24 protein-coding genes are annotated in these 23,831 nt (G+C 69.6%); 21 read left to right on the forward strand and 3 right to left on the reverse strand.

Annotated elements, in window-relative coordinates:
• The first annotated feature begins 75 nt into the window (after window positions 1-75).
• From ruvB to I4Q42_RS22900, 14 genes are all read left to right on the forward strand, one after another.
• On the forward strand, window positions 76-1,122 hold the full coding sequence (gene ruvB, locus I4Q42_RS22835) for a Holliday junction branch migration DNA helicase RuvB (RefSeq protein WP_198578398.1): 1,047 nt from the start codon (window positions 76-78) through the stop codon (window positions 1,120-1,122).
• Window positions 1,115-1,642 carry a hypothetical protein gene (locus tag I4Q42_RS22840; RefSeq protein WP_198578399.1) on the forward strand — a complete coding sequence of 176 codons (528 nt, stop codon included), beginning with the start codon at window positions 1,115-1,117 and terminating at the stop codon, window positions 1,640-1,642. The genes ruvB and I4Q42_RS22840 overlap by 8 nt, the downstream gene beginning before the upstream one ends.
• A 49-nt stretch (window positions 1,643-1,691) precedes the next feature.
• Window positions 1,692-2,144, forward strand: a complete 453-nt coding sequence (locus I4Q42_RS22845) for a YbgC/FadM family acyl-CoA thioesterase (RefSeq protein WP_269816539.1) — start codon at window positions 1,692-1,694, stop codon at window positions 2,142-2,144.
• A 203-nt stretch (window positions 2,145-2,347) separates the two neighbouring features.
• On the forward strand, window positions 2,348-3,046 hold the full coding sequence (gene tolQ, locus I4Q42_RS22850; RefSeq protein WP_198578400.1) for a protein TolQ: 699 nt from the start codon (window positions 2,348-2,350) through the stop codon (window positions 3,044-3,046).
• A gap of 4 nt (window positions 3,047-3,050) precedes the next feature.
• Entirely contained in the window at window positions 3,051-3,572 is a 522-nt protein-coding gene (locus I4Q42_RS22855; protein ID WP_198578401.1) for an ExbD/TolR family protein, read from the forward strand.
• Between the two features lie 16 nt (window positions 3,573-3,588).
• Complete coding sequence (locus tag I4Q42_RS22860) at window positions 3,589-4,452, forward strand: energy transducer TonB (protein ID WP_198578402.1); 864 nt, start codon at window positions 3,589-3,591, stop codon at window positions 4,450-4,452.
• 149 nt (window positions 4,453-4,601) lie between these two features.
• On the forward strand, window positions 4,602-5,945 hold the full coding sequence (gene tolB, locus I4Q42_RS22865; RefSeq protein WP_198578403.1) for a Tol-Pal system beta propeller repeat protein TolB: 1,344 nt from the start codon (window positions 4,602-4,604) through the stop codon (window positions 5,943-5,945).
• Between the two features lie 226 nt (window positions 5,946-6,171).
• Window positions 6,172-6,744, forward strand: a complete 573-nt coding sequence (gene pal, locus I4Q42_RS22870) for a peptidoglycan-associated lipoprotein Pal (protein ID WP_198578404.1) — start codon at window positions 6,172-6,174, stop codon at window positions 6,742-6,744.
• A 116-nt stretch (window positions 6,745-6,860) separates the two neighbouring features.
• Window positions 6,861-7,706 (forward strand): tol-pal system protein YbgF, encoded by an 846-nt coding sequence (gene ybgF, locus I4Q42_RS22875; RefSeq protein ID WP_198578405.1) that lies wholly within the window; start codon window positions 6,861-6,863, stop codon window positions 7,704-7,706.
• On the forward strand, window positions 7,703-8,914 hold the full coding sequence (gene tilS / locus I4Q42_RS22880) for a tRNA lysidine(34) synthetase TilS (protein ID WP_232793376.1): 1,212 nt from the start codon (window positions 7,703-7,705) through the stop codon (window positions 8,912-8,914). The genes ybgF and tilS overlap by 4 nt, the downstream gene beginning before the upstream one ends.
• A 76-nt stretch (window positions 8,915-8,990) precedes the next feature.
• Window positions 8,991-10,871 (forward strand): ATP-dependent zinc metalloprotease FtsH, encoded by a 1,881-nt coding sequence (gene ftsH / locus I4Q42_RS22885; RefSeq protein ID WP_198578406.1) that lies wholly within the window; start codon window positions 8,991-8,993, stop codon window positions 10,869-10,871.
• Window positions 10,872-11,050: 179 nt separating this feature from the next.
• Window positions 11,051-11,521: a YbjN domain-containing protein gene (locus tag I4Q42_RS22890; protein WP_232793370.1), complete on the forward strand. Its 471-nt coding sequence runs from the start codon at window positions 11,051-11,053 to the stop codon at window positions 11,519-11,521.
• Window positions 11,522-11,562: 41 nt separating this feature from the next.
• Window positions 11,563-12,378 (forward strand): dihydropteroate synthase, encoded by an 816-nt coding sequence (gene folP / locus I4Q42_RS22895; RefSeq protein WP_198578408.1) that lies wholly within the window; start codon window positions 11,563-11,565, stop codon window positions 12,376-12,378.
• Between the two features lie 68 nt (window positions 12,379-12,446).
• A complete protein-coding gene (locus I4Q42_RS22900; RefSeq protein ID WP_198578409.1) occupies window positions 12,447-12,854 on the forward strand; it encodes an MliC family protein in 408 nt (135 codons plus the stop codon).
• Between the two features lie 44 nt (window positions 12,855-12,898).
• Here I4Q42_RS22900 and I4Q42_RS22905 read toward each other — a convergent pair whose 3' ends face one another.
• Together I4Q42_RS22905 and I4Q42_RS22910 are read right to left on the reverse strand one after the other, a co-directional pair.
• Window positions 12,899-13,642 carry a DNA polymerase III subunit epsilon gene (locus tag I4Q42_RS22905; protein ID WP_198578410.1) on the reverse strand — a complete coding sequence of 248 codons (744 nt, stop codon included), beginning with the start codon at window positions 13,640-13,642 and terminating at the stop codon, window positions 12,899-12,901.
• A gap of 55 nt (window positions 13,643-13,697) precedes the next feature.
• Window positions 13,698-14,594 carry a hypothetical protein gene (locus I4Q42_RS22910; protein ID WP_232793371.1) on the reverse strand — a complete coding sequence of 299 codons (897 nt, stop codon included), beginning with the start codon at window positions 14,592-14,594 and terminating at the stop codon, window positions 13,698-13,700.
• Window positions 14,595-14,665: 71 nt separating this feature from the next.
• Here I4Q42_RS22910 and I4Q42_RS22915 point away from each other — a divergent pair, with 71 nt between their 5' ends.
• Window positions 14,666-14,995: a DUF1491 family protein gene (locus I4Q42_RS22915; RefSeq protein ID WP_198578411.1), complete on the forward strand. Its 330-nt coding sequence runs from the start codon at window positions 14,666-14,668 to the stop codon at window positions 14,993-14,995.
• Window positions 14,996-15,108: 113 nt separating this feature from the next.
• Entirely contained in the window at window positions 15,109-15,489 is a 381-nt protein-coding gene (locus I4Q42_RS22920; RefSeq protein WP_198578412.1) for a hypothetical protein, read from the forward strand.
• A gap of 99 nt (window positions 15,490-15,588) precedes the next feature.
• On the opposite strand, the gene I4Q42_RS22925 is transcribed toward I4Q42_RS22920, so the two are convergent.
• Entirely contained in the window at window positions 15,589-15,726 is a 138-nt protein-coding gene (locus tag I4Q42_RS22925) for a hypothetical protein (RefSeq protein ID WP_198578413.1), read from the reverse strand.
• A gap of 214 nt (window positions 15,727-15,940) precedes the next feature.
• On the opposite strand from I4Q42_RS22925, the gene I4Q42_RS22930 reads away from it, so the two are divergent.
• The 5 genes from I4Q42_RS22930 to I4Q42_RS22950 all read left to right on the forward strand — a co-directional run bounded on the left by I4Q42_RS22930 (window position 15,941) and on the right by I4Q42_RS22950 (window position 23,801).
• The gene (locus I4Q42_RS22930; protein WP_198578414.1) at window positions 15,941-17,635 is read left to right on the forward strand and encodes a tetratricopeptide repeat protein; all 1,695 of its coding nucleotides are present in this window, start codon (window positions 15,941-15,943) and stop codon (window positions 17,633-17,635) included.
• Between the two features lie 144 nt (window positions 17,636-17,779).
• Window positions 17,780-19,387 (forward strand): peptidase MA family metallohydrolase, encoded by a 1,608-nt coding sequence (locus I4Q42_RS22935; RefSeq protein ID WP_198578415.1) that lies wholly within the window; start codon window positions 17,780-17,782, stop codon window positions 19,385-19,387.
• A 113-nt stretch (window positions 19,388-19,500) separates the two neighbouring features.
• Complete coding sequence (locus tag I4Q42_RS22940) at window positions 19,501-21,090, forward strand: tetratricopeptide repeat protein (RefSeq protein WP_198578416.1); 1,590 nt, start codon at window positions 19,501-19,503, stop codon at window positions 21,088-21,090.
• Window positions 21,091-21,169: 79 nt separating this feature from the next.
• Complete coding sequence (locus I4Q42_RS22945) at window positions 21,170-22,783, forward strand: peptide chain release factor 3 (protein ID WP_198578417.1); 1,614 nt, start codon at window positions 21,170-21,172, stop codon at window positions 22,781-22,783.
• 103 nt (window positions 22,784-22,886) lie between these two features.
• Entirely contained in the window at window positions 22,887-23,801 is a 915-nt protein-coding gene (locus I4Q42_RS22950; RefSeq protein WP_198578418.1) for an energy transducer TonB, read from the forward strand.
• Window positions 23,802-23,831: the final 30 nt, after the last annotated feature.

Genomic DNA, 23,831 nt, shown 5'->3' on the forward strand with positions numbered 1-23,831 from the left:
GGGTTGTTTTTCCGCGGTTAATATCCTCCCCGTCTGGGGGAGGGGGGGCGGCGGGTCTGGGGGGGTCTTCGCCCAATGACCCGCATCATCTCCGGCGAAGCCCAGCACGGCGAGCAGATCCCCGGCGCGACCGACCGCGCCATGCGGCCCCAGACCCTGGCCGAGTTCGTCGGCCAGGAGCAGGCCAAGGCCAATCTGCGGATCTTCATCGAGGCGGCCAAGGGCCGGGGCGAGTCCCTCGACCACGTGCTGCTGTTTGGCCCGCCGGGCCTGGGCAAGACCACCCTGGCCCAGATCGTCGCCCGCGAACTGGGGGTGAACTTCCGCGCCACCTCCGGCCCGGTGCTGAACAAGCCCGGCGATCTCGCGGCCATCCTGACCAATCTCGAGCCCAACGACGTCCTGTTCATCGACGAGATCCACCGGCTGTCGTCCAACGTCGAGGAGATCCTCTATCCGGCGATGGAGGACCACGTGCTCGACCTGGTGATCGGGGAAGGGCCGTCGGCCCGCTCGATCCGCATCGACCTGGCGCCCTTCACCCTGGTGGCGGCGACGACCCGGGCCGGCATGCTGGCCACGCCGCTGCGCGACCGTTTCGGCATTCCGGTGCGGCTGGAATTCTACACCCCGCGAGAGCTGCGCCACGTGCTGCTGCACGCCGCCCGCAAGATGGGCGCGCCGCTGTCGGAAGACGGCGCCGACGAGATCGCCAAGCGCGCGCGCGGCACCCCCCGCGTCGCCGGCCGCCTGCTGCGCCGCGTGCGCGACTTCGCCACCGCCGACGCCGCCGAGGTCATCGACCGCAAGGTCGCCGCCATGGCCCTGGCCCGCCTGGAAGTCGACGAGAGCGGCCTCGACAGCCTCGACCGCCGCTATCTGCGGGCCATGATCGAGCACTATGGCGGCGGACCGGTGGGCGTGGAGACCATCGCCTACGCCATCGCCGAGGCCCGCGACGCCGTCGAAGACGTCATCGAGCCCTACCTGATGCAGCAGGGCTTCATCCAGCGCACCCCGCGCGGCCGCATGGCCTGCGGCAAGGCCTATCTGCACCTGGGCCTGACCCCGCCGGCCGCCCCGCCGCCGGCGGCGCAGGGCGGGCTGTTTGGGGATGAATAGGGCCAAGGCGACCGACAGCGTCGCCTGGCGCTTCCGTACGCCGTTCCCGCCCGAGGCGGCGCGTGAGCGCCTGGAGGCCGCTGTAGGCGGTCCGGACGAGACCCGGATCGGGGAAGTGATCGGCCAGGTCGGTCTGGATTGGGCCAGGATCTATCGCTGCGAGCGTCAGGGATACGCGCCGATCCCGCTGCGGATGGACTGGGTCGCCGACGGCGAGGGAACGCTGGTCACCTGCCGCATGCGGTCGCCGAGCAAACGTTTCCCTCAGGGGCTGGCTATCGGCATCGCGATCATAGCCGCCTTTTCGGCCTGGCTCGTGTTCGGTCCCCTCGCGAGAGACGCCGGCGGCCTCACCGCGGTCCACGTGATCCTGTTTGGGCTGTGGTGCCTGTTCCTGGGCGGCTGGGGCCTCTATGCGGTGGTCTTCAGCAACTACGCCTATCGCGACGAGCGCCTGCTCCTGATCGCTCACGCCCAGCAGGCGCTGGAGGGCGGGCCGGTGGAGGAGGTCGGGGTTTGACGCGAAACCAGCCTCGCCCCGAGCAGCGAAGCGATTAAAAGAGGTCCCGATGAGCCAGGAACCGACCCCCACCGCCGGCGTCTTCGTCGATCGCGAGCACCAGCTGCCCGTCCGCATCTATTACGAGGACACCGACTTCTCGGGGATCGTCTATCACGCCAACTACCTGCGCTATTTCGAGCGCGGGCGCAGCGACTTCTTCCGGATGATCGGGGTGTCGCATACCGAGCTGGCGGCGATCGACACGGCCTTCGCCATCACCCGCATGGAGATCGACTTCAAGCGCGCCGCCAGGGTCGACGACGCCCTGGTGGTGCACACCGTCTGGAACCGCATCAAGGGCGTGCGCCTCTTGGCCCGGCAATGGATCACCCGCGGCGAGGACCTGGTTTGCGCTGCCAATGTCGAGGCGGTCTGCATCACCCTGGACGGCCGTCCGCGCAAGCCGTCGGCCGAGATGACCGCCAAGGTGACGCCCTGGCTGGCGCCCGAAGAGGCCTGAACCGGCGCGAACCTGGAATGCAGATCGTCGGTTGGTGAAAAATGGGCCGCCTGCAACCAATGTCATAGTTTCAACATTGCCCCGCTTCATGCAGTAAGGGCGCAGACCCATCACTTTTGAGCCTGGGGCGCATCCAGGCGGCGAACCTCGCACACTTCGCCTGACGCGCCCTAGACTGACGCCCCAACGGAGCAGAAACCCGCATGGACGCCGCCGCCAGCCCCGAAAGCTTCTCCTTCATCACCCTGTTCCTGAACGCCGACTGGGTGGTCAAGCTGGTGATGATCGGGCTGATCCTCGCCTCGCTGGGCTCGTGGGCCGTGATCCTCGACAAGCTGTTCCGCTTCTCGGCCCTCAACCGCGCCGCCAACCGCTTCGAGGAGCAGGTCGGTTCGGGCCGCTCGCTGGAAGACGTCGCCGGCGAGGCCGGGTCGAACCCGCGCCACGCCCTGCCGCGCATGCTGCAGGCGGCGCTGAAGGAGTGGCGCGAGGCCAAGGCCAAGGGCATCCAGAGCGAAGGCCAGGTGGCCCTGCTCAGCCAGCGCATCGACCGCGTGCTCGACACCCAGATCGCCCGCGAGAGCGCCAAGGCCGAGGAAGGCCTGGGCAGCCTGGCCATCGTCGCCACCGCCTCGCCGTTCGTCGGCCTGTTCGGCACCGTCTGGGGCATCATGCACGCCTTCCAGAGCATCGCCGCGGCCAAGAACACCTCGCTGACCGTGGTCGCCCCGTCGATCGCCGAGGCCCTGTTCGCCACCGCCATCGGCCTGATCGCCGCCATCCCGGCCTATATCGCCTACAACAAGTTCTCGACCGACGCGGGCAAGTACGCCGGCCGCCTGGAGAACTTCGCCGACGACCTGTCGACCGCCATTCAGCGTCGCCTGTCGGACCGGGTCTGATCCGATGGCGATGTCTTCCAACGACGCCTTCGCCACCTCGGGCGGCGGTCGCGGCCGCCGCCGTCGCCGGCGCGGCAAGGGCGCCCTGTCCGAGATCAACGTCACGCCGCTTGTCGACGTGATGCTGGTGCTGCTGATCATCTTCATGATCTCGGCGCCGCTCTTGACCTCGGGCGTCGAGCTGGAGCTGCCCAAGACCGAGGCCGGCGCGCTGAAGAACGAGCAGGAGCCGATCACCGTGTCGGTCCGCCACGACGGCGCGGTGTTCATCGGCGAGGACCAAGCCCCGTTCGCCGACTTCGCGTCGGTGGTCACGGCCAAGGCCGGCGATACGACCGACAAGCCGATCTATGTGCGCGCCGACGGCAAGGCCCCCTACGAGGTGGTCGCCCAGGTGATGGCCGCCCTCTCGAAGGCCGGCTTCACCAAGATCAACCTGCTGACCGACACCGGCGGCCCGACCTCGGGCGCGGCGCCGCAGGACGCGCGGCCCGCGGGCGGCGACGACCTGCGCCCGGCGCAATAGGGAACACCGACGGCTGATGCGCGAGGACCGCAACAACCTGTCGCCGGCGCTGATCGGCTCGGTCGCCCTCCACGGCCTCGTGGTGGCGGCGGTGATGATCGGCTGGCCGTGGAAGACCTCCAAGCCGATCGTCATCGGCGAGAGCGTGCCCGTGACCATCGTCACCGAAGGGCCGACCAACGTGCGTCCCGCCATCGAGGACCCGGTCGAGCAGCCGGCCGAGACCATCGAGCCCGTGCCCGACGCCACGCCCCAGCCGCCGGCCCCGATCCCCGCGCCGACGCCGCAGCCGGCGCCGCCCAAGCCGCAGCCGACGCCCAGGCCCGCGCCGGCCCCCGTGCCGCCCAAGCCGTCGCCGACCCCGACGCCCAAGCCGGTGCAGCCGCAAAAGCCCACGCCTCAGAATCCGACCCCGGCAAAGCCGGAGGCCGACTTCTTCTCGTCGATGGAAAAGACCCTGTCGAAGACGGCCAAGCCGGCCGGCAAGCCGAACTCCTCGGCGCCCCAGGGCCAGACCAACCGCGCCGAGACCGCCAACCAGGCCCGTCCCGGCACCGGCGCGATGACGGCCCTGCAAACGGCGGCGATCAGCGGCATGAAGGACGAGATCCAGCGGCGCTGGAACCCCAACTGCGAGGTCGTGGGCGGCGGTTCGATGCAGATCAAGCTCAGCTTCAAGCTCGCCGCCAACGGCCGCGTGGCCGGCCAGGTCACGGCCGGCGGGGCCGAGAACTCCGGCGACACCATCACGCGCACCGAGGCCGAGCGGGCGATCCGCGCGGTGTTCCAGTCGGCGCCGTTCGAGGGCCTGCCGCCCGACTACTACAACCAGCAGCTCACCTTGAACTTCAAGGCGCGCGACGCCTGCGCCGCGCGCTAGGGGTCTGAGATGAAAACCTCGTCCTTCGACAGGCTCAGGATGAGGTTTTTCTGCCGCCGAGCCTGAAATTGGTCCTCATCCTGAGCTTGTCGAAGGACGAGGGCCACGCACTAACGACAACGAACACGATGATGGAAGGAAGCCCGACGATGACCGCCAGCGCCCCCGCCCAGAGCGTCAAGCGCCGCCTCGCCACGCCGCTTCTGGCCATGAGCCTGGCCCTGGCCGGCTTCGGCGCGATCGCCGCCCTGCCGGGCGTGGCCGCCGCCCAGATCGAGATCGACATCGACAAGGGCGCGGTCAAGCCGATGCCGGTGGCCATCCCGGCCTTCGCCGGCGCCCAGCGCGGGGCCGACATCGCCCAGGTCATCAGCGGCAATCTCGAGCGCTCGGGCCTGTTTCAACCGCTCAACGTCGGCGGCGTCACCGACAAGCTGACCGACGTCAACGTCCAGCCGCGCTTCCCAGACTGGCAGGCCACCGGCGCCCAGGCGCTGATCAACGGCCAGGTGACGGTCGGCGCCGACGGCTCGCTGCGCGTCGACTTCCGTCTGTGGGACACCTTCAGCCAGCAGCAGTTGCTGGGCCTGCAATTCACCTCGACCGCCGAGAACTGGCGCCGGGTGGCCCACAAGATCAGCGACGCCGTCTATGAGCGCCTGACCGGCGAGAAGGGCTATTTCGACACTCGCGTGGCCTTCGTCGCCGAGAGCGGCCCGAAACTCGCCCGCGTCAAGCGCCTGGGCATCATGGACCAGGACGGCGCCAACCCGCAGTACATCACCGACGGCTCGTCGATCGTGATGACCCCGCGCTTCTCGGCCACCAGCCAGGAGCTGACCTACATGGCCCTGCGGCCGACGGGGTCGAGCATCTACCTGCTGAACCTGCAGACCAACCGCCAGGAGACGGTCGGCCGCTTCCCCGGCATGGTGTTCGCCCCGCGCTTCTCGCCCGACGGCAAGAAGGTGGCCTTCTCGGTCGAGAAGGGCGGCAACAGCGACATCTACGTGCTCGACCTGCGCACCCGCCAGTCGACCCGCATCACCACCGACCCGGCCATCGACACCTCGCCGTCGTTCTCGCCGGACGGCAGCAAGATCGTCTTCAACTCCGACCGCGGCGGCCAGGCCCAGCTCTACGTGATGAACGCCGACGGCTCGGGCGTGCGCCGCATCTCCTACGGCGGCGGCCGCTATACGACTCCGGTCTGGAGCCCGCGCGGCGACTACATCGCCTTCACCAAGCAGACCGGCGGCCAGTTCCACATCGGCGTCATGGCCACCGACGGCGGCGGCGAGCGCCTGCTGACCACCAGCTATTTGGACGAGGGCCCCACCTGGGCGCCGAACGGCCGGGTGCTGATGTTCTTCCGCGAGGGCAGCGCCGGCAATCCGCGTCTGTGGACCGTCGACATCACCGGCCGGATCCTGCGTCCGGCGGCCTATCCCGGCGCGGCGTCGGATCCGGCCTGGTCGCCGCTTCTGGACTGATCGCGGGCTGCGATGCACGGCTTGTAAGAAGGTTTCGCAACTTTCCACAGGCCCGGCGCGTTGGAGCGTTGCTGTTCATCCGCCATTCACCCGGAAGGTGTCACCCGACAGGTGAAACGAGGTGGAACGTCACCAACCTGACGCCATTGTGAGGTCGAGGGAGCGTTTTTGCGGGGCGAAGCTACAGCAACGCCGGTAAGAGTTTGAACCCAGGCCGTATTTAGACTTGAGGAGATACTGGATGAGCTTCGACACCAAGGGCGCTGCCCGACTGGCGCTGATCGGCCTTGCCGTCGCCTCGCTGGCCGCCTGTACCTCGCGGCCGAAGCCCGCTGGTCCGGCCGAGCCGGTCGCGCCGCAGCAGCCGGCGCCGGAACGTCCCTACACCCCGACGACCCCGGCTCCGGATCCGACCCCGCAGGGCCCGCTGCCCGGCACGATCCAGGACTTCGTGGTCAATGTCGGCGACCGCGTCTATTTCGACACCGATGAATACACGGTCCGCGCCGACGCCCAGCCGCTGCTGGCCGGCCAGGCCCAGTGGCTGAACCGCTATTCGAGCGTCAAGGTCCGCATCGAGGGCAACGCCGACGAACGCGGCACCCGCGAGTACAACCTGGCCCTGGGCGCCCGTCGCGCCAACGCCGTCCGCGAGTTCCTCGTCGGCCAAGGCGTCGCCGCCTCGCGCATCGAGACGATCTCGTTCGGCAAGGAGCGTCCGCTCGATCCGGGCACGGACGAAACCGCCTGGGCCAAGAACCGTAACGCCCGTACCGCCATCACCGACGGCGCGCGCTAAGGCTCTAGCCTGACCGATCGAAGGCCCTTTCCCGAACCCCGGGGGAGGGCCTTCTTTCCGTCTGGTCCCACTAATCCGGCCGCACTTTTGTCCGCAACCAGGGCATAATCGTCGACATGAAGCTGAAATCCGCGCTCCTCGCCTCCGCCCTGCTGCTCGCCGTCGCCGCGCCGGCCCTGGCCCAGACGCCGATGCCCGATCCGCTGGACGACCGTTCGGCCAAGCGCATCGAGAAGATGGAGAAGGTCGTGCGCGAGCTGCGGGCGATCGTCTTCCAGGGGCGCGACACCGGCAAGCCGGTGGTCGTCCAGACCGCGGAGACCGACGCCCAGATCGCCGCCCTCAACGACCGGATCTCGGACCTCGAGCAGACCATCCAGCGGATGAACGGCCAGAACGAGACCCTGACCCACGATCTGGATCAGGCGCGTCGCGGCAACGAAGGCCAGAAGGCGCGCGCCGACCAGCTGGAGCAGCGCCTGGCCGCGCTCGAGGGCAAGATCACCACGCTGGAGACCGCCGCCGCCACGGCCGCCGCGGCCCAGATCCCGCCGCCCCCGCCGCCGCCGCCGGCCGATCCGGCCACGGCCTTCAAGCAGGCCCGCCAGCTGCTGCTGGACGGCGACTACGCCGGCGCCGAAGGGGCCTTCAACAGCTTCGTGTCCGCCTATCCCGACGACGCCAAGGCGCCGGAGGCCCGTTACTGGCTGGGCGAGACCCTGTTCGTGCGCGAGGCCTATGGCGACGCGGCCGGCGCCTATCTGGGCGCGGTGCGCGGCTGGCCGCAGACCAGCTGGGCGCCCAACGCCGTGCTGAAGCTGTCGCGCTCGCTGGTGGCCCTGAAGAAGCCCGCCGACGCCTGCCGCACCCTGGACGAGCTGACCAAGCGCTATCCGAAGGCCTCGGCCGACGTGGTCGGCAAGGCCAAGAGCACCCGCGCCCAGGCCAAGTGCGCGGCCTGATCGGCGAGCCCGACTTTCCAAGCTTCGCCGCCGTCCTGGAACGGCGCCTGCGGCCGGGGGCGATCACGCCCCTGGCCGTCGGCTTTTCAGGCGGCAGCGACAGCCTGGCCCTGCTGCGCCTGACGCTGGACTGGGCGACCCCGCGCGGACGGCCGGTCCTGGCCCTGACCGTCGATCACGGCCTCAACCCCGCCAGCAACGCCTGGACCGCCGACGCCCTCGCCAGGGCCCGGGCGCTCGGCGCCGACGCCCGCGCCCTGCACTGGATCGGCGACAAGCCGTCGACGGGCCTGCCCGCGGCCGCCCGCGCCGCCCGCCACGCCCTGCTCGCCGAGGCGGCCCGCGCCGCCGGCGCCAGGGTCCTGCTGCTGGGCCACACCGCCGACGACCTGGCCGAAGCCGCCCTCATGCGGGCCGAGGGCTCGACCGTCTCCGATCCCCGCGACTGGGCGCCGTCGCCGGCCTGGCCGCAGGGGCGGGGCGTCTTCGTCCTGCGGCCGCTGCTCGGCGTTCGCCGCCAGGCCCTGCGCGCCTGGCTGGCCGCGCGCGGCGAGACCTGGCTGGAGGATCCGGCCAACAGCGATCCCCGCTATGCCCGCGCCCGGGCCCGCGTGGCGCTCGACGGCGCGGCGCCGCCGTCGCCGGCCAAACCCGAGGTCGCCAAGCCGCTGGCCGTCGAGGGCGAGCACGCCCTGCGCCTGCCGCGCGACGCTTCCGCCGCCCAGGTCGCCGCCGCCTGCCTGTGCGCGGCGGGGTCCAGCGTTCCCCCGCGCGGCGATCGCCTGGCGCGGCTGGTCGAGCGCCTGCGGGGCGGCGAGGCCTTCGTGGCCACCCTGGCCGGGGCGCGGATCGTCGCCGACGCGGCCGGCGCGCTGTTCGGGCGCGAGGCGGGGCGAGAGGGTCTTCCGGACCTCGTCCTGGCCGCCGGCGAGACCGCCGTCTGGGACGGCCGCTACGCCGTGACGGCGACGCAACTGGTCACGATCCGGGCGCTCGGGGGGCTGGCGGCCCGTCTGCCGGCGGAAGAAAGGCTGGCGCTGAAGAATTTTCCGGCGGCCTTTCGACCCATGCTGCCGGTCGCCGTCGATGCCGCCGGCCAGGCCTCTAGCCCGGTCCTTGCAAGGGATAGCGCGGTCCGCGCGCGTGTGCTGATCCGGGAAAGGTTCGAAGCCGCATGCGGCTTCATCGATCAAGAACCTGCGACCTGATATCGCGCGCGTGGCGAAACGCCGTCAGTCGTCCTATCTTGGGTCGACGAGCGATAGCTTTGGGAAGACGACGCGTATGAATCTGAGGAATGTGGCCATCTGGCTGGGGATCGTGTTCGTTCTGATCATGGCCTACAGCGTGATGCGGCAGGGCAGCCCGGTGCATCGTGACGGCGGCGCCAGCTACTCCCAGCTGCTGAAGAACATCGACAACGGTCAGGTCAAGAAAGCCGAGATCAACGGTCAGCAGGTCAAGGTGACCGCGGCCGACGGCAAGACGACCTACACCGTCAACGCCCCGTCGAACGACGAGGACCTGATCAAGCGGCTCGAGGCGCGCAACGCCGAGATCCAGATCCAGGACCCCAACAAGTTCAACATCCTGGGCCTGTTCCTGAATATGCTGCCGATCCTGCTGCTGATCGGCGTGTGGATCTTCTTCATGCGCCAGATGCAGGGCGGCACGAAGGGCGCGATGGGCTTCGGCAAGTCCAAGGCCCGCCTGCTGACCGAAAACAAGAACCGCGTGCTGTTCGACGACGTCGCCGGTGTGGACGAGGCCAAGGAAGAACTGCAGGAGGTCGTCGACTTCCTGAAGGATCCGGCCAAGTTCCAGCGCCTGGGCGGCAAGATCCCCAAGGGCGCCCTTCTGGTCGGCCCTCCCGGCACCGGCAAGACCCTGATCGCCCGCGCCGTGGCGGGTGAAGCCGGCGTGCCGTTCTTCACCATCTCCGGTTCGGACTTCGTCGAGATGTTCGTCGGCGTCGGCGCCAGCCGCGTGCGCGACATGTTCGAGCAGGCCAAGAAGAACGCCCCCTGCATCATCTTCATCGACGAAATCGACGCCGTCGGTCGCCACCGCGGCGCCGGCCTGGGCGGCGGCAACGACGAGCGCGAGCAGACCCTCAACCAGCTGCTGGTCGAGATGGACGGTTTCGAGGCCAACGAAGGCATCATCCTGATCGCCGCCACCAACCGTCCCGATGTGCTGGATCCGGCGCTGCTGCGTCCGGGCCGCTTCGACCGCCAGGTCGTGGTCCCCAACCCCGACGTCGCCGGCCGCGAGAAGATCCTGCGCGTGCACATGAAGAACGTGCCGCTGGCCGCCGACGTCGACGTCAAGACCCTGGCCCGCGGCACCCCCGGCTTCTCGGGCGCGGACCTTGCCAACCTGGTCAACGAAGGCGCCCTGACGGCCGCGCGCAAGAACCGCCGCATGGTCACCATGCACGACTTCGAGCACGCCAAGGACAAGGTCATGATGGGCGCCGAGCGCCGCTCGATGGCCATGAGCGAGGCCGAGAAGAAGCTGACGGCCTATCACGAGGGCGGCCACGCCCTGGTGGCCTTGAACGTCCCGGTCGCCGACCCGGTCCACAAGGCCACCATCGTGCCGCGCGGCCGCGCCCTGGGCATGGTCATGCAGCTGCCGGAAGGCGACCGCTACTCGATGAGCTACGACATGATGACCTCGCGTCTGGCCATCATGATGGCCGGCCGCGTGGCGGAAGAGCTGATCTTCGGCAAGGAGAAGATCACCTCGGGCGCGTCGAGCGACATCAGCGCGGCCACCAACCTGGCCCGCAACATGGTCACCCGCTGGGGCTTCTCCGACGACCTGGGCACCGTGGCCTACGGCGACAACCAGGAAGAAGTGTTCCTGGGGCACTCCGTGGCCCGCACCCAGAACGTCTCGCCCGACACCATGGTCAAGATCGACGCCGAGGTCCGCCGCCTGGTCAAGGGCGGCGAGGACGACGCCCGCCGGATCCTGACCGAGAAGCTGGAAGACCTGCACGCGGTGGCCAAGGCCCTGCTGGAGTACGAAACCCTGAGCGGCGACGAGATCATCGGCGTCACCAAGGGCGTCGCGCCCACCCGCGAGGAGCCCGAGGACAACAAACCGACCGGTCCGGTCGCCTCGGTGCCGGTCTCGCCCACGGGCGTCACCGCCTAAGGCGTCGGCGCACCTTCGAAACCGCGAAAGCCGGATCCGCTCGTCGGGTCCGGCTTTTGTTTTGCCTGTCGCCAGGCCCCGATCATCAGCCAAGGCTCGGGCCTCCTGGCCTTCGCGGGCGAGGGGCGGTAGAGCTTTCTTGCAAAGCTGAAACGAAGGGCGCGCCCATGAAGACGTCGATGGCCGGACTGTTCGCCGGAGCGCTGGTCGCGCTCGCCCCGCTGGCCGCGAGCGCCGCGCCGGTGGTGTTGCACAACGACGGCCTGACAGGTCCCGAAGTCGCCAAGTGGCTGCAGGACGCCGGCTACAAGGCCGAGCTGACCACCGACAAGAGCGGCGACCCGCTGGTCAAGAGCGCCGCCGAGGGCGTGGCCTTCAGCATCTATTTCTACGACTGCGAGGCCAAGCCGCGCTGCAAGGCCATCCAGTTCTCGGCCGGCTTCGACCTCAAGGCCCCGCTGACGGCCGCCAAGATCAACGAGTGGAACCGCAATCACCGCTACCTGAAGGCCTATATCGACGACGAGGGCGACCCCCACATCGAGTACGACGTCAACGTCAACGCCGGGCGCACCCAGGCCGGCCTGGACGACGACTTCGCCGTCTGGACCTCGATGATCGGCGACTTCACGACCTTCATCGACTGGTAGGACGCGTGACGGGCGGCCCGCGCGGGTCTAAACCACCGGCCATGATCCATGCCGTCCCGCGCGTCATGGGCGTGGTCAATGTCACGCCCGACAGCTTCTCGGACGGCGGCCGGTTCTTCGATCCCGCCGCCGCCCTGTCCCACGCCCGTCGACTGATCGACGACGGGGCGACCATCCTCGACATCGGCGGCGAGAGCACCCGGCCGGGCGCCGACCCGGTCTCCGAAGCCGAAGAGATCGCCCGCGTCGCCCCGCTGATCCGCGCCATCCGCGCCGAGAGCGACGTGGCGATCTCGATCGACACCATGAAGCCGGGCGTGGCCCGCGCCGCCGTCGCCGCCGGCGCCGACATCTGGAACGATGTCGCGGCCCTGCGCTTCGCCCCGGACGCCCCCGAGGTCGCCGCCGAGCTGGGCTGCGAAGTCATCCTCATGCACATGCGCGGCGAGCCGGGCACGATGCAGGACGAGCCGCGCTACGACGACGTCGTCGCCGAGGTCGAGGCCTTCCTGCTGGCCCGCGCCCTGACGGCCATGGCCGCCGGGGTCGAGCGCGAGAAGATCTGGCTCGATCCGGGCATCGGCTTTGGCAAGACGCTGGAGCATAACCTGGCCCTGCTGGCCGCCCTGCCTCGCCTGGTGGCCCTGGGCTACCCGGTGCTGCTGGGCGCCAGCCGCAAGCGCTTCATCGCCGCCATCGACCCCCGCGCCCAGGACGCCCGCGACCGCCTGGGCGGTTCCCTCGCCGTCCACCTGCACGGCGCCGACTGCGGCGTCGAGGCCGTCCGCGTCCACGACGTCCGCGAGATGACCCAGGCCCTGGCGGTGTGGAAGGCGATCGTGGCCTCGGGGCGGTGATCGGCAACGAAGGTCGGCCAGCCGACGTTATAGGCGCGTCGAACCTTCGCTTTTCGGGGAGCCTTGAGATGATCCGCCCGCTGTTCGTCGCCGGCCTGGCCGTGCTGGCCCTGGCCGCCTGCGAGAAGAAGACCGAGGCGCCCAAGCCTGCGCCCACCCCCGACGCCCTGGCCCACAGCCCCGCCCCGGCGACGCCCGCCGCGCCGGCGGTCAAGGAGATCGTCTACGCCTGCGCCGACGCCTCGGTGCTGAAGGCCCGCTATCCCGACGACAAGACCGCCATCGTCGAATACGGCGGGAAGACCCGCACCCTGACGGTCGCCATGTCGGCCAGCGGCGCGCGCTATGTCGGCGAGGGCCTGCAATGGTGGACCAAGGGCATGACCGACGGCCTGGTCGCCGAACTCAAGCCCGGTGAAGACGTCGCCAGTGGCAAGCCGGTCGAGTGCATCGCGCCGTCTGGGGCGGCGGGGTAGGAGCGCTTTCACAGACCCTCTCCCTATGGGAGAGGGAGTGCTCCTTAAAGCAACGTCCGCTGCGCTGGCTCCACCGGATCCGGCTCCGCCAGCTCCCCCCGCCGCCGCAGCTCGGTCTCGGCGCTGAAGCGGAGGTCGCGGTCTCGGTCCTTGGCCAGGGCTTGCAGCGCATCGCCGTCGAGCTGGTCCCAGGCCTTGCCGCGATGCGGGCCGGTCGGCACGCGGGGCAGGAGGCCCGGCTCGGCGCTCCAGGCCAGCAGCTGCTCCAGCGAGGCCTCGTTCAGCATGTCGCGCAGGTGGTGGGCGGTGACATAGGCGTCGGGCAGGGCGCGGTGGGCGGGCAGGCCCCACGCGTGGACCAGGCCCTCGGGCATGCGCTGGTAGCGCAGCATCTGGTTGGAGAAGCTGGACAGCTGCGGCCACAGGCGCAGGGCGCATTTCCAGGTGCAGATCCAGTCGGCCCCGCCGGCCAGGTTGGGCGTGCAGTAGCGCTGCTCGAAGCTGGCGCGGTGCGCCGCCAGGGCCGCCACCCCGCCCTCGGGCTTCAGCACGCCGGGCGAGGCGTCCTTCCAGAACGGCGCGCCGGCGACGTCGGCGTCGAGGATGTGGTGGACGGCCATGGTCTCGGGCGAGATCGGGCGGCCGGGATTGACCAGCCGCGATCCGCGCTCGTCGTCGACGCGCCAGCGGCCGCCCGGGTCCTGCACCACGTCCTGCCAGCCGATCTCGCAGACGTCGTGCGGGCCGTTTCCGGCGGTCTCCAGGTCGATGACGCGAACACGCAGCATGGACCGAATATGGGCGCGGGCGGCCGTCAGGCCAAATGCGGCGCGCCCAAACCTGTCAGCTGACGCGCAGGAAGGCCCGTCCGGCGGCGAAATCGCCGACCTCGACATAGGCCCGGCGCACCACGTCGCCGTCGCGGCCCTGGATCAGGAACTCGACGGTGATCGCCTCGCGCGGGTCGAGCCGGGCGATGACGTCGCCGGCCTCGCGCGGGAAGCGGAAGGCCATGCCGGTCTTGGCGCCGGTCGGCAGCAGGGTGGGGGCGGGGACGGCGTCGCGGGTCTCGGCCCCAAACACCCGGCTGGCGGCGCGCGGGGCGGCGTTGTCGGCCAGGCCGCCGCCGTTGCGAGCCTTCAGATAGGGACCCTGGGTGCGGGTCGGATCGCGCATGACCAAGCGCGCGGCATAAGGCCGGGCGCCGTCGGCGAAGGTCGCCACGGCCAGCAGTTCGACATTGCGGCCGGCCAGGCCGAACATCAGCCGATCGGGGCCGAAGGCCGAGGGCTGCGACAGCCGCCAGAAGGGGATGGTGGCCGAGCTGGCGCGGTCGGCCTGCCAGGTCGCCCGGTCGCCCGGATAGTCCATCCGCTGCAGCAGGGCGTAGCCTTCGAAGGCCTTGCGCACCCGGCCGGCGGCCGTGGTCAGGTCCTTGGAGGCGCAGGGCACCGAGGCCGCCTTGGCGTGGGCGCGCTGCTGCACGCCGTCCAGCTGTTCGACGCTGGCCCCGGCCCGCAGGGCCGCGCCCCGGGCCTGCGCGCGGCCGGCGTCCAGGGCGCCCGACAGCGAGGGCGTGAACAGGCCGCAGCGCGCGCCGGCGGCGCTCATCAGGCTGCGTTCGTAGAAGAGGTCGGAGGGGGTGGCCGCCGCGACCTGGGCCGCGCCGAGGGCGGCTACGGCGACGAGCGTCGCCGCCATGCGCCGCTTTCGCGGGGCGGAGGTCTTCACGGTGGTCATTTTCTCGTATTCTGCGAGACAGGATGTTTCGGGGCCACCTTAGGCGCCCCGTGGTTGCGGTTCGGTTAGCGATGCTTCTTTCGACGGATCTCTGGGTGGGCGCGCTGATCCGCCGCGCCGAGCTGGGCGGCGCCTTCGCCATGGTCGTGCGCAAGGGCGACGCCCGGGCCGGGGCGGTGCTGGTCAAGGTGGTCGACCGCCGGGCCGGAACCGTGCGGCTCTACAGCGAGGCCACGCGCGGCGACGGCGAGCGGGTGTGGATGCAGCCGACCAAGTCCGACTTCGAGCCCGACCTCGACGCCTATGCCGAGCGCGCCGCCCGCATCGACCCGGACGTCTGGGTGGTGGAGATCGAGGACCGCGAGGGGCGCCACTTCCTCACCGAGGCGGTCGAGGACTGATTTCGCACGGCGAGATTGCAACGATCCACAGCATTAACCCTGCCGCTAAACCAGACCGAAAGCCCGGCGTGGCAGGTTGTCGCAGGTCACTTCGCAGCCCCCGCAAGCCGCCCATGCTCTTCCTGATGAACGACGTCGTGCTCAGCCTGGACGCCGCCGAACTGTCGCCGCCGATGACGCGCGACCGTTTCGCGGCCCTGTCGCTGAACTTCGTCGCCGAGTTGGGCAAGGAGCTCTACGCCGAGGAGCCGCTGCTGCACCTCAAGCAGCCTGACAAGGCCAAGCGCCTGGCGGCCCTGCTGATCGCCAAGTCGCCCGAGGTCAACGCCGCCCTGTTCATCGCCCCGGCCCGGGGCTGCCTGATCGAACAGGTGCAGGTGCGCTACGCCCAGATCGGCATCGAGGTGATGGCCACGCTGCATCAACGCCAGAAGGCCGGCCAGCTGACCAATCTGGAAGCCGACCGCCAGGTCTGGCGGCGGTTGGCGGCCTGACGCCGCTCGCGTCCCGCTAGAGCCCGCAACGGGCGCGCCAGGCCGGATGTCCGGACCGCGCGCCGACGGGACGATCGCGAACGCCCGACCCTTCTGCCGCTACAGCAGCAGGCCGGCCAGGATGTTCAGGGCGATCGCGATGACCACAAGTCCGGCGATCACCGTGCCCAGGCAAAGCGTGCTTTGCCCCAGGGAGCGTTGGCGGATATGGCGGCGAGGGTCTTCGGCCAGGGCCATGGCGTTTCCTCCTGGCGCCGTCGTTCTCGTGACGATCATGCGCTGGATGGCAGCATGATCCTAAAACCTTCGGATGTGTAGGGGTATTGGCGAAGGCCGCCTTTGCCCGCTTTCCGGCACGTCCCGCCCATTTGTCCGAGGAATGCGACGCCGCCCTTGATCGGCGCCCCGCGAAGCTTAAGGTTGAAGCGAGTGTGGCATTATCGAGTGTGTGATGGGGATTCGGGGGATTAAGGCGGCCACGGTTCTGGCCGTGGCGCTGGCGATGGGCGTCGGCTTTGCCGGCCAGGCGTCGGCGCAGGACGTGGGCGCGATCGAGGGGCTGGTGGTCAAGTCCGGCAAGGGCGGTCGCTGGCTGAAGGCCGAGAGCCCGCGCTTCACGATCTACAGCAACGGCGACGAGGGGGTGCTGCGCGACTATGTGGCCAAGCTGGAGCTGTTCGACTCCTGGCTGCGCTTTCGCCACGGCCTGCCGATCGACGGCGTGCCGCCGCGCAAGCTGACCCTCTACCTCGTCGGCAACACGTCCGAATTCAAGATCGTCTGGCCCACTGTCGGCTCCGGCGTGCAGGGGTTCTACAAGGCCGACGTCGACGAGATCTTCGCCATGGCGGTGCGCCAGCGCGCCGACGACCATGTGATCCAGCACGAGTACGTGCACCATTTCATGATGCAGTACTTCCCCTATGGCTATCCGTCGTGGCTGGTCGAGGGCTATGCCGAGTACTTCGGGTCGGCCACCATCGTCGGCAAGAAGATCGAGGCGGGACGCAACGAGACCCGCGGCGAGAACGTGGTCTACGGGCCATGGGTCTCGATGGACAAGCTGCTGAGCAAGCGGCCCTTCGAACTCGGGGACAGCGAAAGCGCCTCGATGTTCTACGCCCAGGCCTGGCTCCTGACGCACTACTTCATCAGCGATCCGAACCGCTACCAGCAGCTGGTGGCCTACATGAAGGCCGTCGGGGCCGGGGCCGATCCGGTCACCTCGATGGAGAAGGTCACCGGCCTCACGGCCTCCCAGCTGCAGATCAAGCTGCGCGCTTACAGCACCTCGGCCATTCCCTACAAGTCGTTCACGGCGACCGACCTGCCCACGCCGCGGATCGAGATCTCCCGGCTGTCGCCGACGGCCGACGACCTGCTGCTGGCCGAGCTGTCGCTGCGCGCCGCCGGCCTCGAAGCCGGCCGCGACGCGCCCGTCGACGCCGACGACGAGGACGAGCCTGGCAAAGGCGAGCCCGGCAAGGACAAGTCCGGCAAGGACGCCAAGGAGAAGGCCGAGCTCGCCAAGGCCATGGCCGAGGGGCGCGCCGAGCGCCAGAAATGGCGCGAGGAACTGCTGGGCAAGGTGCGGGCCGCCGCCACGCGCTATCCCGACCAGCGGCTGCCCAAGCTGGCCCTGGCCCGCGCCGAACTGACCTTCGGCGACTTCGGCAAGGGGTTGGCGCTGATCGACCAGTACACCGTCGACTACCCCGAGGACGCCGTCGGCTTCGAGCTGGCGGGCCTGGCGCGCCTTCAGGCCGGCGACGACGCACCCGAGCGCAAGACAGAGCTCTACAAGGCGGCCGGCGCCCAGTTCGGCAAGGCCTTCAAGCTCGACGGCGGGCGCTACCAGACGCTGTACGGCTATGCGCGCAGCCGGACGGTCGAGGCCCACTATCCCAGCGAGAACGTGCTGACGGTGCTCGACAAGGCGCACCGGCTGGCGCCGCAGGTCGAGACCATCACCCTGACCGAGGCGCGGGCCCTGATCATGAAGCACGAATATGTCGAGGCCGACGCCCTGCTGCGGCCGGTCGCCGGCGACCCGCACAAGGCCGGATCGGCCGCGGCGGCTCAGCGGCTGCTGAAGGAGATCGCCGACAAGCTGCCCAAGACGGCCGAAGCCGCCGGCGGCAAGTAGGTGACCATCCGCACCCCGAAGACCTTGGGTCTCCGGGGTGCGGGCGCCGCCGGTCGAATGACCGGCAGTGCCGCGACCGTCCGGCTATGACGCGCGGTCGGAATCTGAAAGTTTCAATTTCCGGTCGTGTCGGGGGCGATGTCGATGTTGCGTAGAATGGGTCTCGTGGTTCTGGCGGCGCTGCTGGCGGCGCTGCTGGCGGCGTGGTCGCCGGCCTGGGCGCAATCCGATCCGCCCGGCCGCTGGTTGCGGGCCGAGAGCGAGCACTTCGTCGTCTATTCGGACCGCAGCGAAAACCTGCTGCGCGAATATGTGACGATGCTCGAGGATTTCGACGGCATTCTGCGGCTGCTGCACGGCCGCACCGAAGCCGCGACCCCGCGCAAGCTGCCGGTCTATCTGGTGTCGAACACCCGCCAGCTGCGCCGCGCCTATCCCGAGGCCCCCGAGAACGGCCGCGGCGTCTATTTCACCTCGCTGGACGACATCTTCGCCGTGGCCATCCGCGAGGGCGCCGGCGGCGAGTACGACACCACCAAGGGCGACGACGTGGTGCTGCACGAATACACGCACCACTTCATGATGCAGTACTTCCCCGCCGGCTATCCGGGCTGGATGATCGAGGGGCTGGCGGAATACTACATGACCGCCGATCTGCAGGCCAAGAAGGTGACGATCGGCAACTTCAACGCCGGCCGCGCCTACGCCCTGGTCAACGAGCGCTGGCTGCCGATGGACGTGCTGCTGACCAAGCGCCCCAGCGACCTGGATCGCGACGACGTCTCGGCCTTCTACGCCCAGTCCTGGCTGCTGACCCACTACCTTTGGAGCGACAAGGGGCGGCGGGCCAAGCTGGAGACCTATCTCGACGCCGTCCGGGCCGGGAAGCCGGCGATGGAGAGCTGGACCGCGGTCTATGGCGACGACGCCAAGACCCTGGAGCGCAACCTGCGGGCCTATATGCGCAAGTCGCTGATGGGCATGTCGGTGATGCGCACCCCGCCGACGCCGCAGATCGCCTTCACCCGCCTGCCGGCGGGCGCCGACGACCTGATCCTCGAGGTGCAGCTGATCAAGCGCGGCGTCAGCGAAGAGCAGGGCAAGGCGCTGCTGCCGCGGGTGCGCGAGCTGGCCGCCAAGCGTCCGAACGAGTTCTACAGCCGCCTGGTCCTGGCCCGGGCCGAATGCGACTTCGGCGATCGCGCGGCCGGCGAGAAGATCCTCAAGACCCTGCTGGACGAGCGGCCCAACGACCTTGAGGCGCTGCAGGTCATGGCCTACAGCCGCCTGGCCGCCGCCCGCACCGCCGACTTCGAAGACACCAAGGCGATCTACGCCGAGGCCGTGAAGTATCTGGGCCGCGCCCACAAGGTCGACGGCGACAACTACCTGACCCTCTACGGCTACGCAGAGGCGCGGTCCTTCGATCGAGAGCCGACCGAGAATACCCTCAACGTCATCTACCGGGCGGCCGAGATCGCGCCGCAGAGCCCGGCCATCCGGCTGAACGCGGCGCGCCTGTTCATGCGCGCCGGCCGCTACAGCGTCGCCCGCCAGATGCTGGCGCCGATCGCGGCCAACCCGCATGGCGGCGGCCAGGCCAAGCAGGCCAGCAACATCCTCAAGGACCTGGAGGGCAAGGAGGACAAGCCGGAACCGCCGACCCCGGCCGCGACCGAAGCCAAGCCGCCGCCCTCGCCGCCTGCACCGGCAAAGGCCCGGGCCGCCAAGAGCGGGGCGACCAAGGGCTGACCAGCGTCTTGTTCGAAATCTGGGACCGCATTTCAGATTTCGAAACATACAGCCTTGCCTGGCGGTCGTGCTTGCGCCAGCCTCAACGTATAATTGCGCTTGGGAGGGCGGTCTTGTCGGTACGTTGGACTGGTGTTGGCGTCGCGATCGCGGCGGCGCTGAGCGTTTGGACGCCCGCCCTGGCCCAGCCGGCGGCGCCGCCGCCGCCCGCGGTCGCCGATCCCACCGGCCGCTGGATGCGCGCCGAGAGCACGCACTTCGTCGTCTATTCCGATCGCAGCGAGGCCCTGGTGCGCCGCTATGTGGCGATGCTGGAGGATTTCGACGGCGTCCTGCGCCTGCTGCACGACAAGACCGACGCCGAGACGCCGCGCAAGCTGCCCTTCTATCTGGTCTCCAGCACCCAGCAGATGCGGCGGGTGATCCCTGGCGCTTCAGAGGGGTTGCGCGGGATCTACTCCACGGCCCTGGAGGACATCTTCGTGGTGGCCATCCGCGAGGACGGCGGCCGCTACGACCGCAACAACGGCGACGACGTGGTGCTGCACGAATACACCCACCACTTCATGATGCAGTACTTCCCGGCCGGCTATCCGGGGTGGCTGATCGAGGGGCTGGCGGAATACTACATGACCGTCGACCTGCAGCCCGAGAAGGTGCTGATCGGCGACTTCAGCCGCAGCCGCGCCGCGTCGCTGATGAACAAGACCTGGGTGCCGATGGCCGACGTGCTGTCGAAGAAGCCCGGCCAGATCCCCGAGGCCGACCGCGGCGTCTACTACGCCCAGTCCTGGCTGCTGACCCACTATGTCTGGAACGACAAGGGCCGGCGCTCGCAGCTGAGCCGCTATCTGAAGGCCGTGCGCGAGGGCGCCGATCCGATGGCCAGCTGGACCAAGGTCTACGGCCAGGACGGCAAGCAGCTGGAAAAGGCCCTGGTCAAGTACATGGACAATCTGTCGGGGATGGAGCTGAAGCGCACGCCGCCGCCGGCCCCGGAGATCGTCTTCACGCGCCTGCCCGAGGGCGCCGATGACCTGATCCTCGAGGTCCAGCGCCTCAAGCAGGACATCCCGCCGGCCGAGGCGGACGCCTTCCTGGCCAAGATCCGCAAGATCGTCGCCAAGCGGCCGAACGAGTTCTACAGCCGCCGCGTCCTGGCCCGCACCGAGTGCGACCTGGGCGACCGCAAGCAGTGCGAGGTGATGTTGAAGGCCCTGCTCGACGAGCGTCCGCAGGACCTGGAGACCTTGCAGATCCTGGCCGCCAGCCGTCTGTCCTCGGCGCGCAAGGCCGTCCGCGACAAGGCCGACCGCGAGCAGGTCCAGGCCATCTACGCCGACGCCGCCCAATACCTGGGGCGGATCCACAAGATCGACCCCAACGACTACATGGCGCTGTTCGGCTACGCCCAGACCAGGTCGCTGGAGAAGACGCCGTCGGAAAACACCCTGAACGTCATCACCCGCGCCGCCGAGATCGCGCCACAGGCCTCGCTGATCCGGATGACGGCCGCCCGGCTGTTCATCCAGGCCAAGGCCTATGAGGAGGCGTGCGAGATGATGGCGCCCGTGGCCGGCAACCCGCACGGCGGCGCGCGCGCCAAGTACGCCGCCCAGCTGATGGCCGAGCTGAGGGACAAGGCCGACGGCGAGGCGCTGCCGGCCGGGTCGCAGGCGGCCGTCTTCGCGGAGAGAGGGTGACCCCCAGCACGACCCGGCGGACGACGCGGCAGTGCGGCCAGAGGGTGACAAGGACGTGCGGGAGCGGTAGTCCGGCGCGATGAGCACTTCGCCCGCCAACCTTTCTCCCGTCGTCCAGGCCGCCCGTCGGCGCACCTTCGCCATCATCAGCCACCCTGACGCCGGCAAGACGACCCTGACCGAGAACCTGCTGCTGGCCGGCGGGGCGATCCGCGCGGCCGGCGCGGTGCGGGCGCGCGGCCAGGCGCGGCGCACCCAGTCGGACTGGATGAAGATCGAGCGCGAGCGCGGGATTTCGGTCAGCGCCTCGGTGATGACGTTCGACCACGACGGCCTGATGTTCAACCTGCTGGACACCCCGGGCCACGAAGACTTCTCGGAAGACACCTACCGCACCCTGACCGCCGCCGACGCCGCGATCATGGTGCTGGACGCGGCCAAGGGCATCGAGCCCCAGACCCTGAAGCTGTTCGAGGTGTGCCGCCTGCGCGACATCCCGATCATCACCTTCATCAACAAGATGGACCGCGAGGCCCAGGATCCGTTCGAGCTGCTCGACGAGGTCTCCTCGAAGCTGGCCCTCGACCCCGCGCCGCTCTACTGGCCGGCCGGCTCGGGCGGGCGCTTCAAGGGCATGCTCGACCTGCGCAGCCAGCAGTTCATCCCCTACGCCAAGAAGAGCTCGACCGACGAGGAGGGCCATCCCGACCCCGTCGCCTTCAACGGCAACGCCGTCGTCCAGTACCTGGAGCCCGAAGAGCGCGCCGAGCTGGAAGACAACGCCATGCTGGTCACCGAGGCCGGCAAGCCGTTCGACGTGCAGTCGTTCCTCGAAGGCCACATGACGCCGGTGTTCTTCGGCTCGGCCCTGCGCCACTTCGGCGTCGACCAGCTGCTGGCGGGCATCGGCGCCTACGCCCCCGCGCCCAAGCCGGCCAAGGCCAACAAGGCCGGGGCCGAGACCCATGTCGCCCCGGGCGACGGCGAGGTCTCGGGCTTCGTCTTCAAGGTCCAGGCCAACATGGACCCCAATCACCGCGACCGGATCGCCTTCCTGCGCCTGACCAGCGGCCGCTTCACCCGCGGCATGAAGCTGAAGGCCCAGAACACCGGCAAGGCCATGAGCGTCAACGCGCCGATCATGTTCTTCGCGTCCGACCGCGAACTGGCCGAAGACGCCTTCGCCGGCGACGTGATCGGCATCCCCAACCACGGCGTGCTGCGGGTCGGCGACAGCCTGTCGGAGAGCGGCGCCCTGCGTTTTGCCGGCCTGCCCAACTTCGCCCCGGAAATCCTGCGCCGCGTGCGGGTCAAGGATCCGCTGAAGGCCAAGCACCTGAAGAAGGCCCTGGAGGGCCTCGCCGAGGAGGGCGTCACCCAGCTGTTCCGGCCGATGATCGGGTCGGACTTCATCGTCGGCGCCGTCGGCCAGCTGCAGTTCGAGGTCATGGCCGACCGCCTGGCCAACGAGTACCAGCTGGACGTGATCTTCGAGAACAGCCCCTACGCCGAGGCCCGCTGGCTGGTCGGCGAGCGCGCCGACGTCGAGGACTTCGAGAACAAGCACAAGACGGCCATGGGCCGCGATATCGACGACCAGCCGGTGTTCCTGGGCAAGAGCGGCTGGGAGATCAACTACGTCGCCGAACGCTACCCGAAGGTGCGCTTCGAGCGGACCAAGGAACGGGGCTGAGGCGGCGAACGCCGTCCCCGCGAGCTTTAGACCCGTTTCTCGCCATGCTAGATCGCGACGGTCGTGTCGCCCTTCGCGAGCGGCGCGTGATTCCGGGGGAAGCATGAAGCGGAAAGCTTGGTTCGCGGGCCTGACCGCATTGGCGTTCGCGAGCGGTTCGGCGACGATCGGGCTTGCCGATCCTCTTCCGCAGGACTCCCAGATCATCGTCTCTGGCACGGTGGCCCGCTACTATCCCGATCGGGCGCAGCGGATGGAAGTCAATGGCTGGGCGCGGGTGCGCTGCATCGCCCAGCCCCCGAGCCAGGTGACCGGACGGGTCTCCGACTGCGTCGTGGTCGGCGAGTTTCCGGCCGCCTTCGGCTTCGGCAAGGCGGCCCAGCTGATCACCGAGCGACTCGGGCGCCTGGTGACGCCGCCGGCGGCGGGCGAGCCCGTCTACATCCACATCAGATTCAACGTCACGGACGGGGGCAGGTCCTGGTCCAGCCCCGTCAAGCCGCCCAGCGGCAAGGTGCTGGACGCGGCGCGACCCGCGGGCGCGGACGCCCTCGGCACCGCTTCGCTGTCCTGCGAGGCGCCCCTGGAGGCTTCCGGTCCGCTGACCGCCTGCAAGGTGCTTTCGGAAGGTGCGCCGGGGCAGGGCTATGGCGCGGCGGCGATCGCCGTGGCGCAGAGCGCCTACAAGACGGCCCTGCGGCCGCCGCCGAAGGCACTGTCCGTCCGGCTCTATGGGGCCGGCGTCGAGACCTTGGGCGATGTCGAGAACGGCGACTGGCTGGAGCTGGCGGCGGTCGAGGGCGGCCCGTCCGTCAGGCCTTCGCAATCGGCGCGCCTGGTCTGCGGCTGGACCCCCGATGGACGGCTGAGCCAGTGCCAGCTCGCGCCGCCGCTGAAGCCGATCCCCGGGCTGACGCCGCCCGAGCCCTCGCCTCAGGCGGCGAGCGAGGCCCTGGCCTTCAGCCAAGGCCTGCGCCTGGTGCGCAAGGTGGTGTTCGCCATCAACTGGGGCCAATAAGCTTCAGCGGCGGGTCCTGGTCGCGCGTGC

It is taken from the genome of Caulobacter hibisci (assembly GCF_016135805.1).
GTDB classification, from domain to species: Bacteria; Pseudomonadota; Alphaproteobacteria; order Caulobacterales; family Caulobacteraceae; genus Caulobacter; species Caulobacter hibisci.

Excerpts from the sequence above, each read along its gene's own strand:
- ruvB (WP_198578398.1), top strand. The coding sequence starts at position 76 with ATGACCCGCATCATCTCCGGCGAAGCCCAGCACGGCGAGCAGATCCCC.
- I4Q42_RS22840 (WP_198578399.1), top strand. The coding sequence starts at position 1,115 with ATGAATAGGGCCAAGGCGACCGACAGCGTCGCCTGGCGCTTCCGTACG.
- I4Q42_RS22845 (WP_269816539.1), top strand. The coding sequence starts at position 1,692 with ATGAGCCAGGAACCGACCCCCACCGCCGGCGTCTTCGTCGATCGCGAG.
- tolQ (WP_198578400.1), top strand. The coding sequence starts at position 2,348 with ATGGACGCCGCCGCCAGCCCCGAAAGCTTCTCCTTCATCACCCTGTTC.
- I4Q42_RS22855 (WP_198578401.1), top strand. The coding sequence starts at position 3,051 with ATGGCGATGTCTTCCAACGACGCCTTCGCCACCTCGGGCGGCGGTCGC.
- I4Q42_RS22860 (WP_198578402.1), top strand. The coding sequence starts at position 3,589 with ATGCGCGAGGACCGCAACAACCTGTCGCCGGCGCTGATCGGCTCGGTC.
- tolB (WP_198578403.1), top strand. The coding sequence starts at position 4,602 with ATGACCGCCAGCGCCCCCGCCCAGAGCGTCAAGCGCCGCCTCGCCACG.
- ybgF (WP_198578405.1), top strand. The coding sequence starts at position 6,861 with ATGAAGCTGAAATCCGCGCTCCTCGCCTCCGCCCTGCTGCTCGCCGTC.
- ftsH (WP_198578406.1), top strand. The coding sequence starts at position 8,991 with ATGAATCTGAGGAATGTGGCCATCTGGCTGGGGATCGTGTTCGTTCTG.
- I4Q42_RS22890 (WP_232793370.1), top strand. The coding sequence starts at position 11,051 with ATGGCCGGACTGTTCGCCGGAGCGCTGGTCGCGCTCGCCCCGCTGGCC.
- folP (WP_198578408.1), top strand. The coding sequence starts at position 11,563 with ATGATCCATGCCGTCCCGCGCGTCATGGGCGTGGTCAATGTCACGCCC.
- I4Q42_RS22900 (WP_198578409.1), top strand. The coding sequence starts at position 12,447 with ATGATCCGCCCGCTGTTCGTCGCCGGCCTGGCCGTGCTGGCCCTGGCC.
- I4Q42_RS22905 (WP_198578410.1), bottom strand. The coding sequence starts at position 13,642 with ATGCTGCGTGTTCGCGTCATCGACCTGGAGACCGCCGGAAACGGCCCG.
- I4Q42_RS22910 (WP_232793371.1), bottom strand. The coding sequence starts at position 14,594 with ATGACCACCGTGAAGACCTCCGCCCCGCGAAAGCGGCGCATGGCGGCG.
- I4Q42_RS22915 (WP_198578411.1), top strand. The coding sequence starts at position 14,666 with ATGCTTCTTTCGACGGATCTCTGGGTGGGCGCGCTGATCCGCCGCGCC.
- I4Q42_RS22920 (WP_198578412.1), top strand. The coding sequence starts at position 15,109 with ATGCTCTTCCTGATGAACGACGTCGTGCTCAGCCTGGACGCCGCCGAA.
- I4Q42_RS22925 (WP_198578413.1), bottom strand. The coding sequence starts at position 15,726 with ATGGCCCTGGCCGAAGACCCTCGCCGCCATATCCGCCAACGCTCCCTG.
- I4Q42_RS22930 (WP_198578414.1), top strand. The coding sequence starts at position 15,941 with ATGGGGATTCGGGGGATTAAGGCGGCCACGGTTCTGGCCGTGGCGCTG.
- I4Q42_RS22935 (WP_198578415.1), top strand. The coding sequence starts at position 17,780 with ATGTTGCGTAGAATGGGTCTCGTGGTTCTGGCGGCGCTGCTGGCGGCG.
- I4Q42_RS22945 (WP_198578417.1), top strand. The coding sequence starts at position 21,170 with ATGAGCACTTCGCCCGCCAACCTTTCTCCCGTCGTCCAGGCCGCCCGT.
- I4Q42_RS22950 (WP_198578418.1), top strand. The coding sequence starts at position 22,887 with ATGAAGCGGAAAGCTTGGTTCGCGGGCCTGACCGCATTGGCGTTCGCG.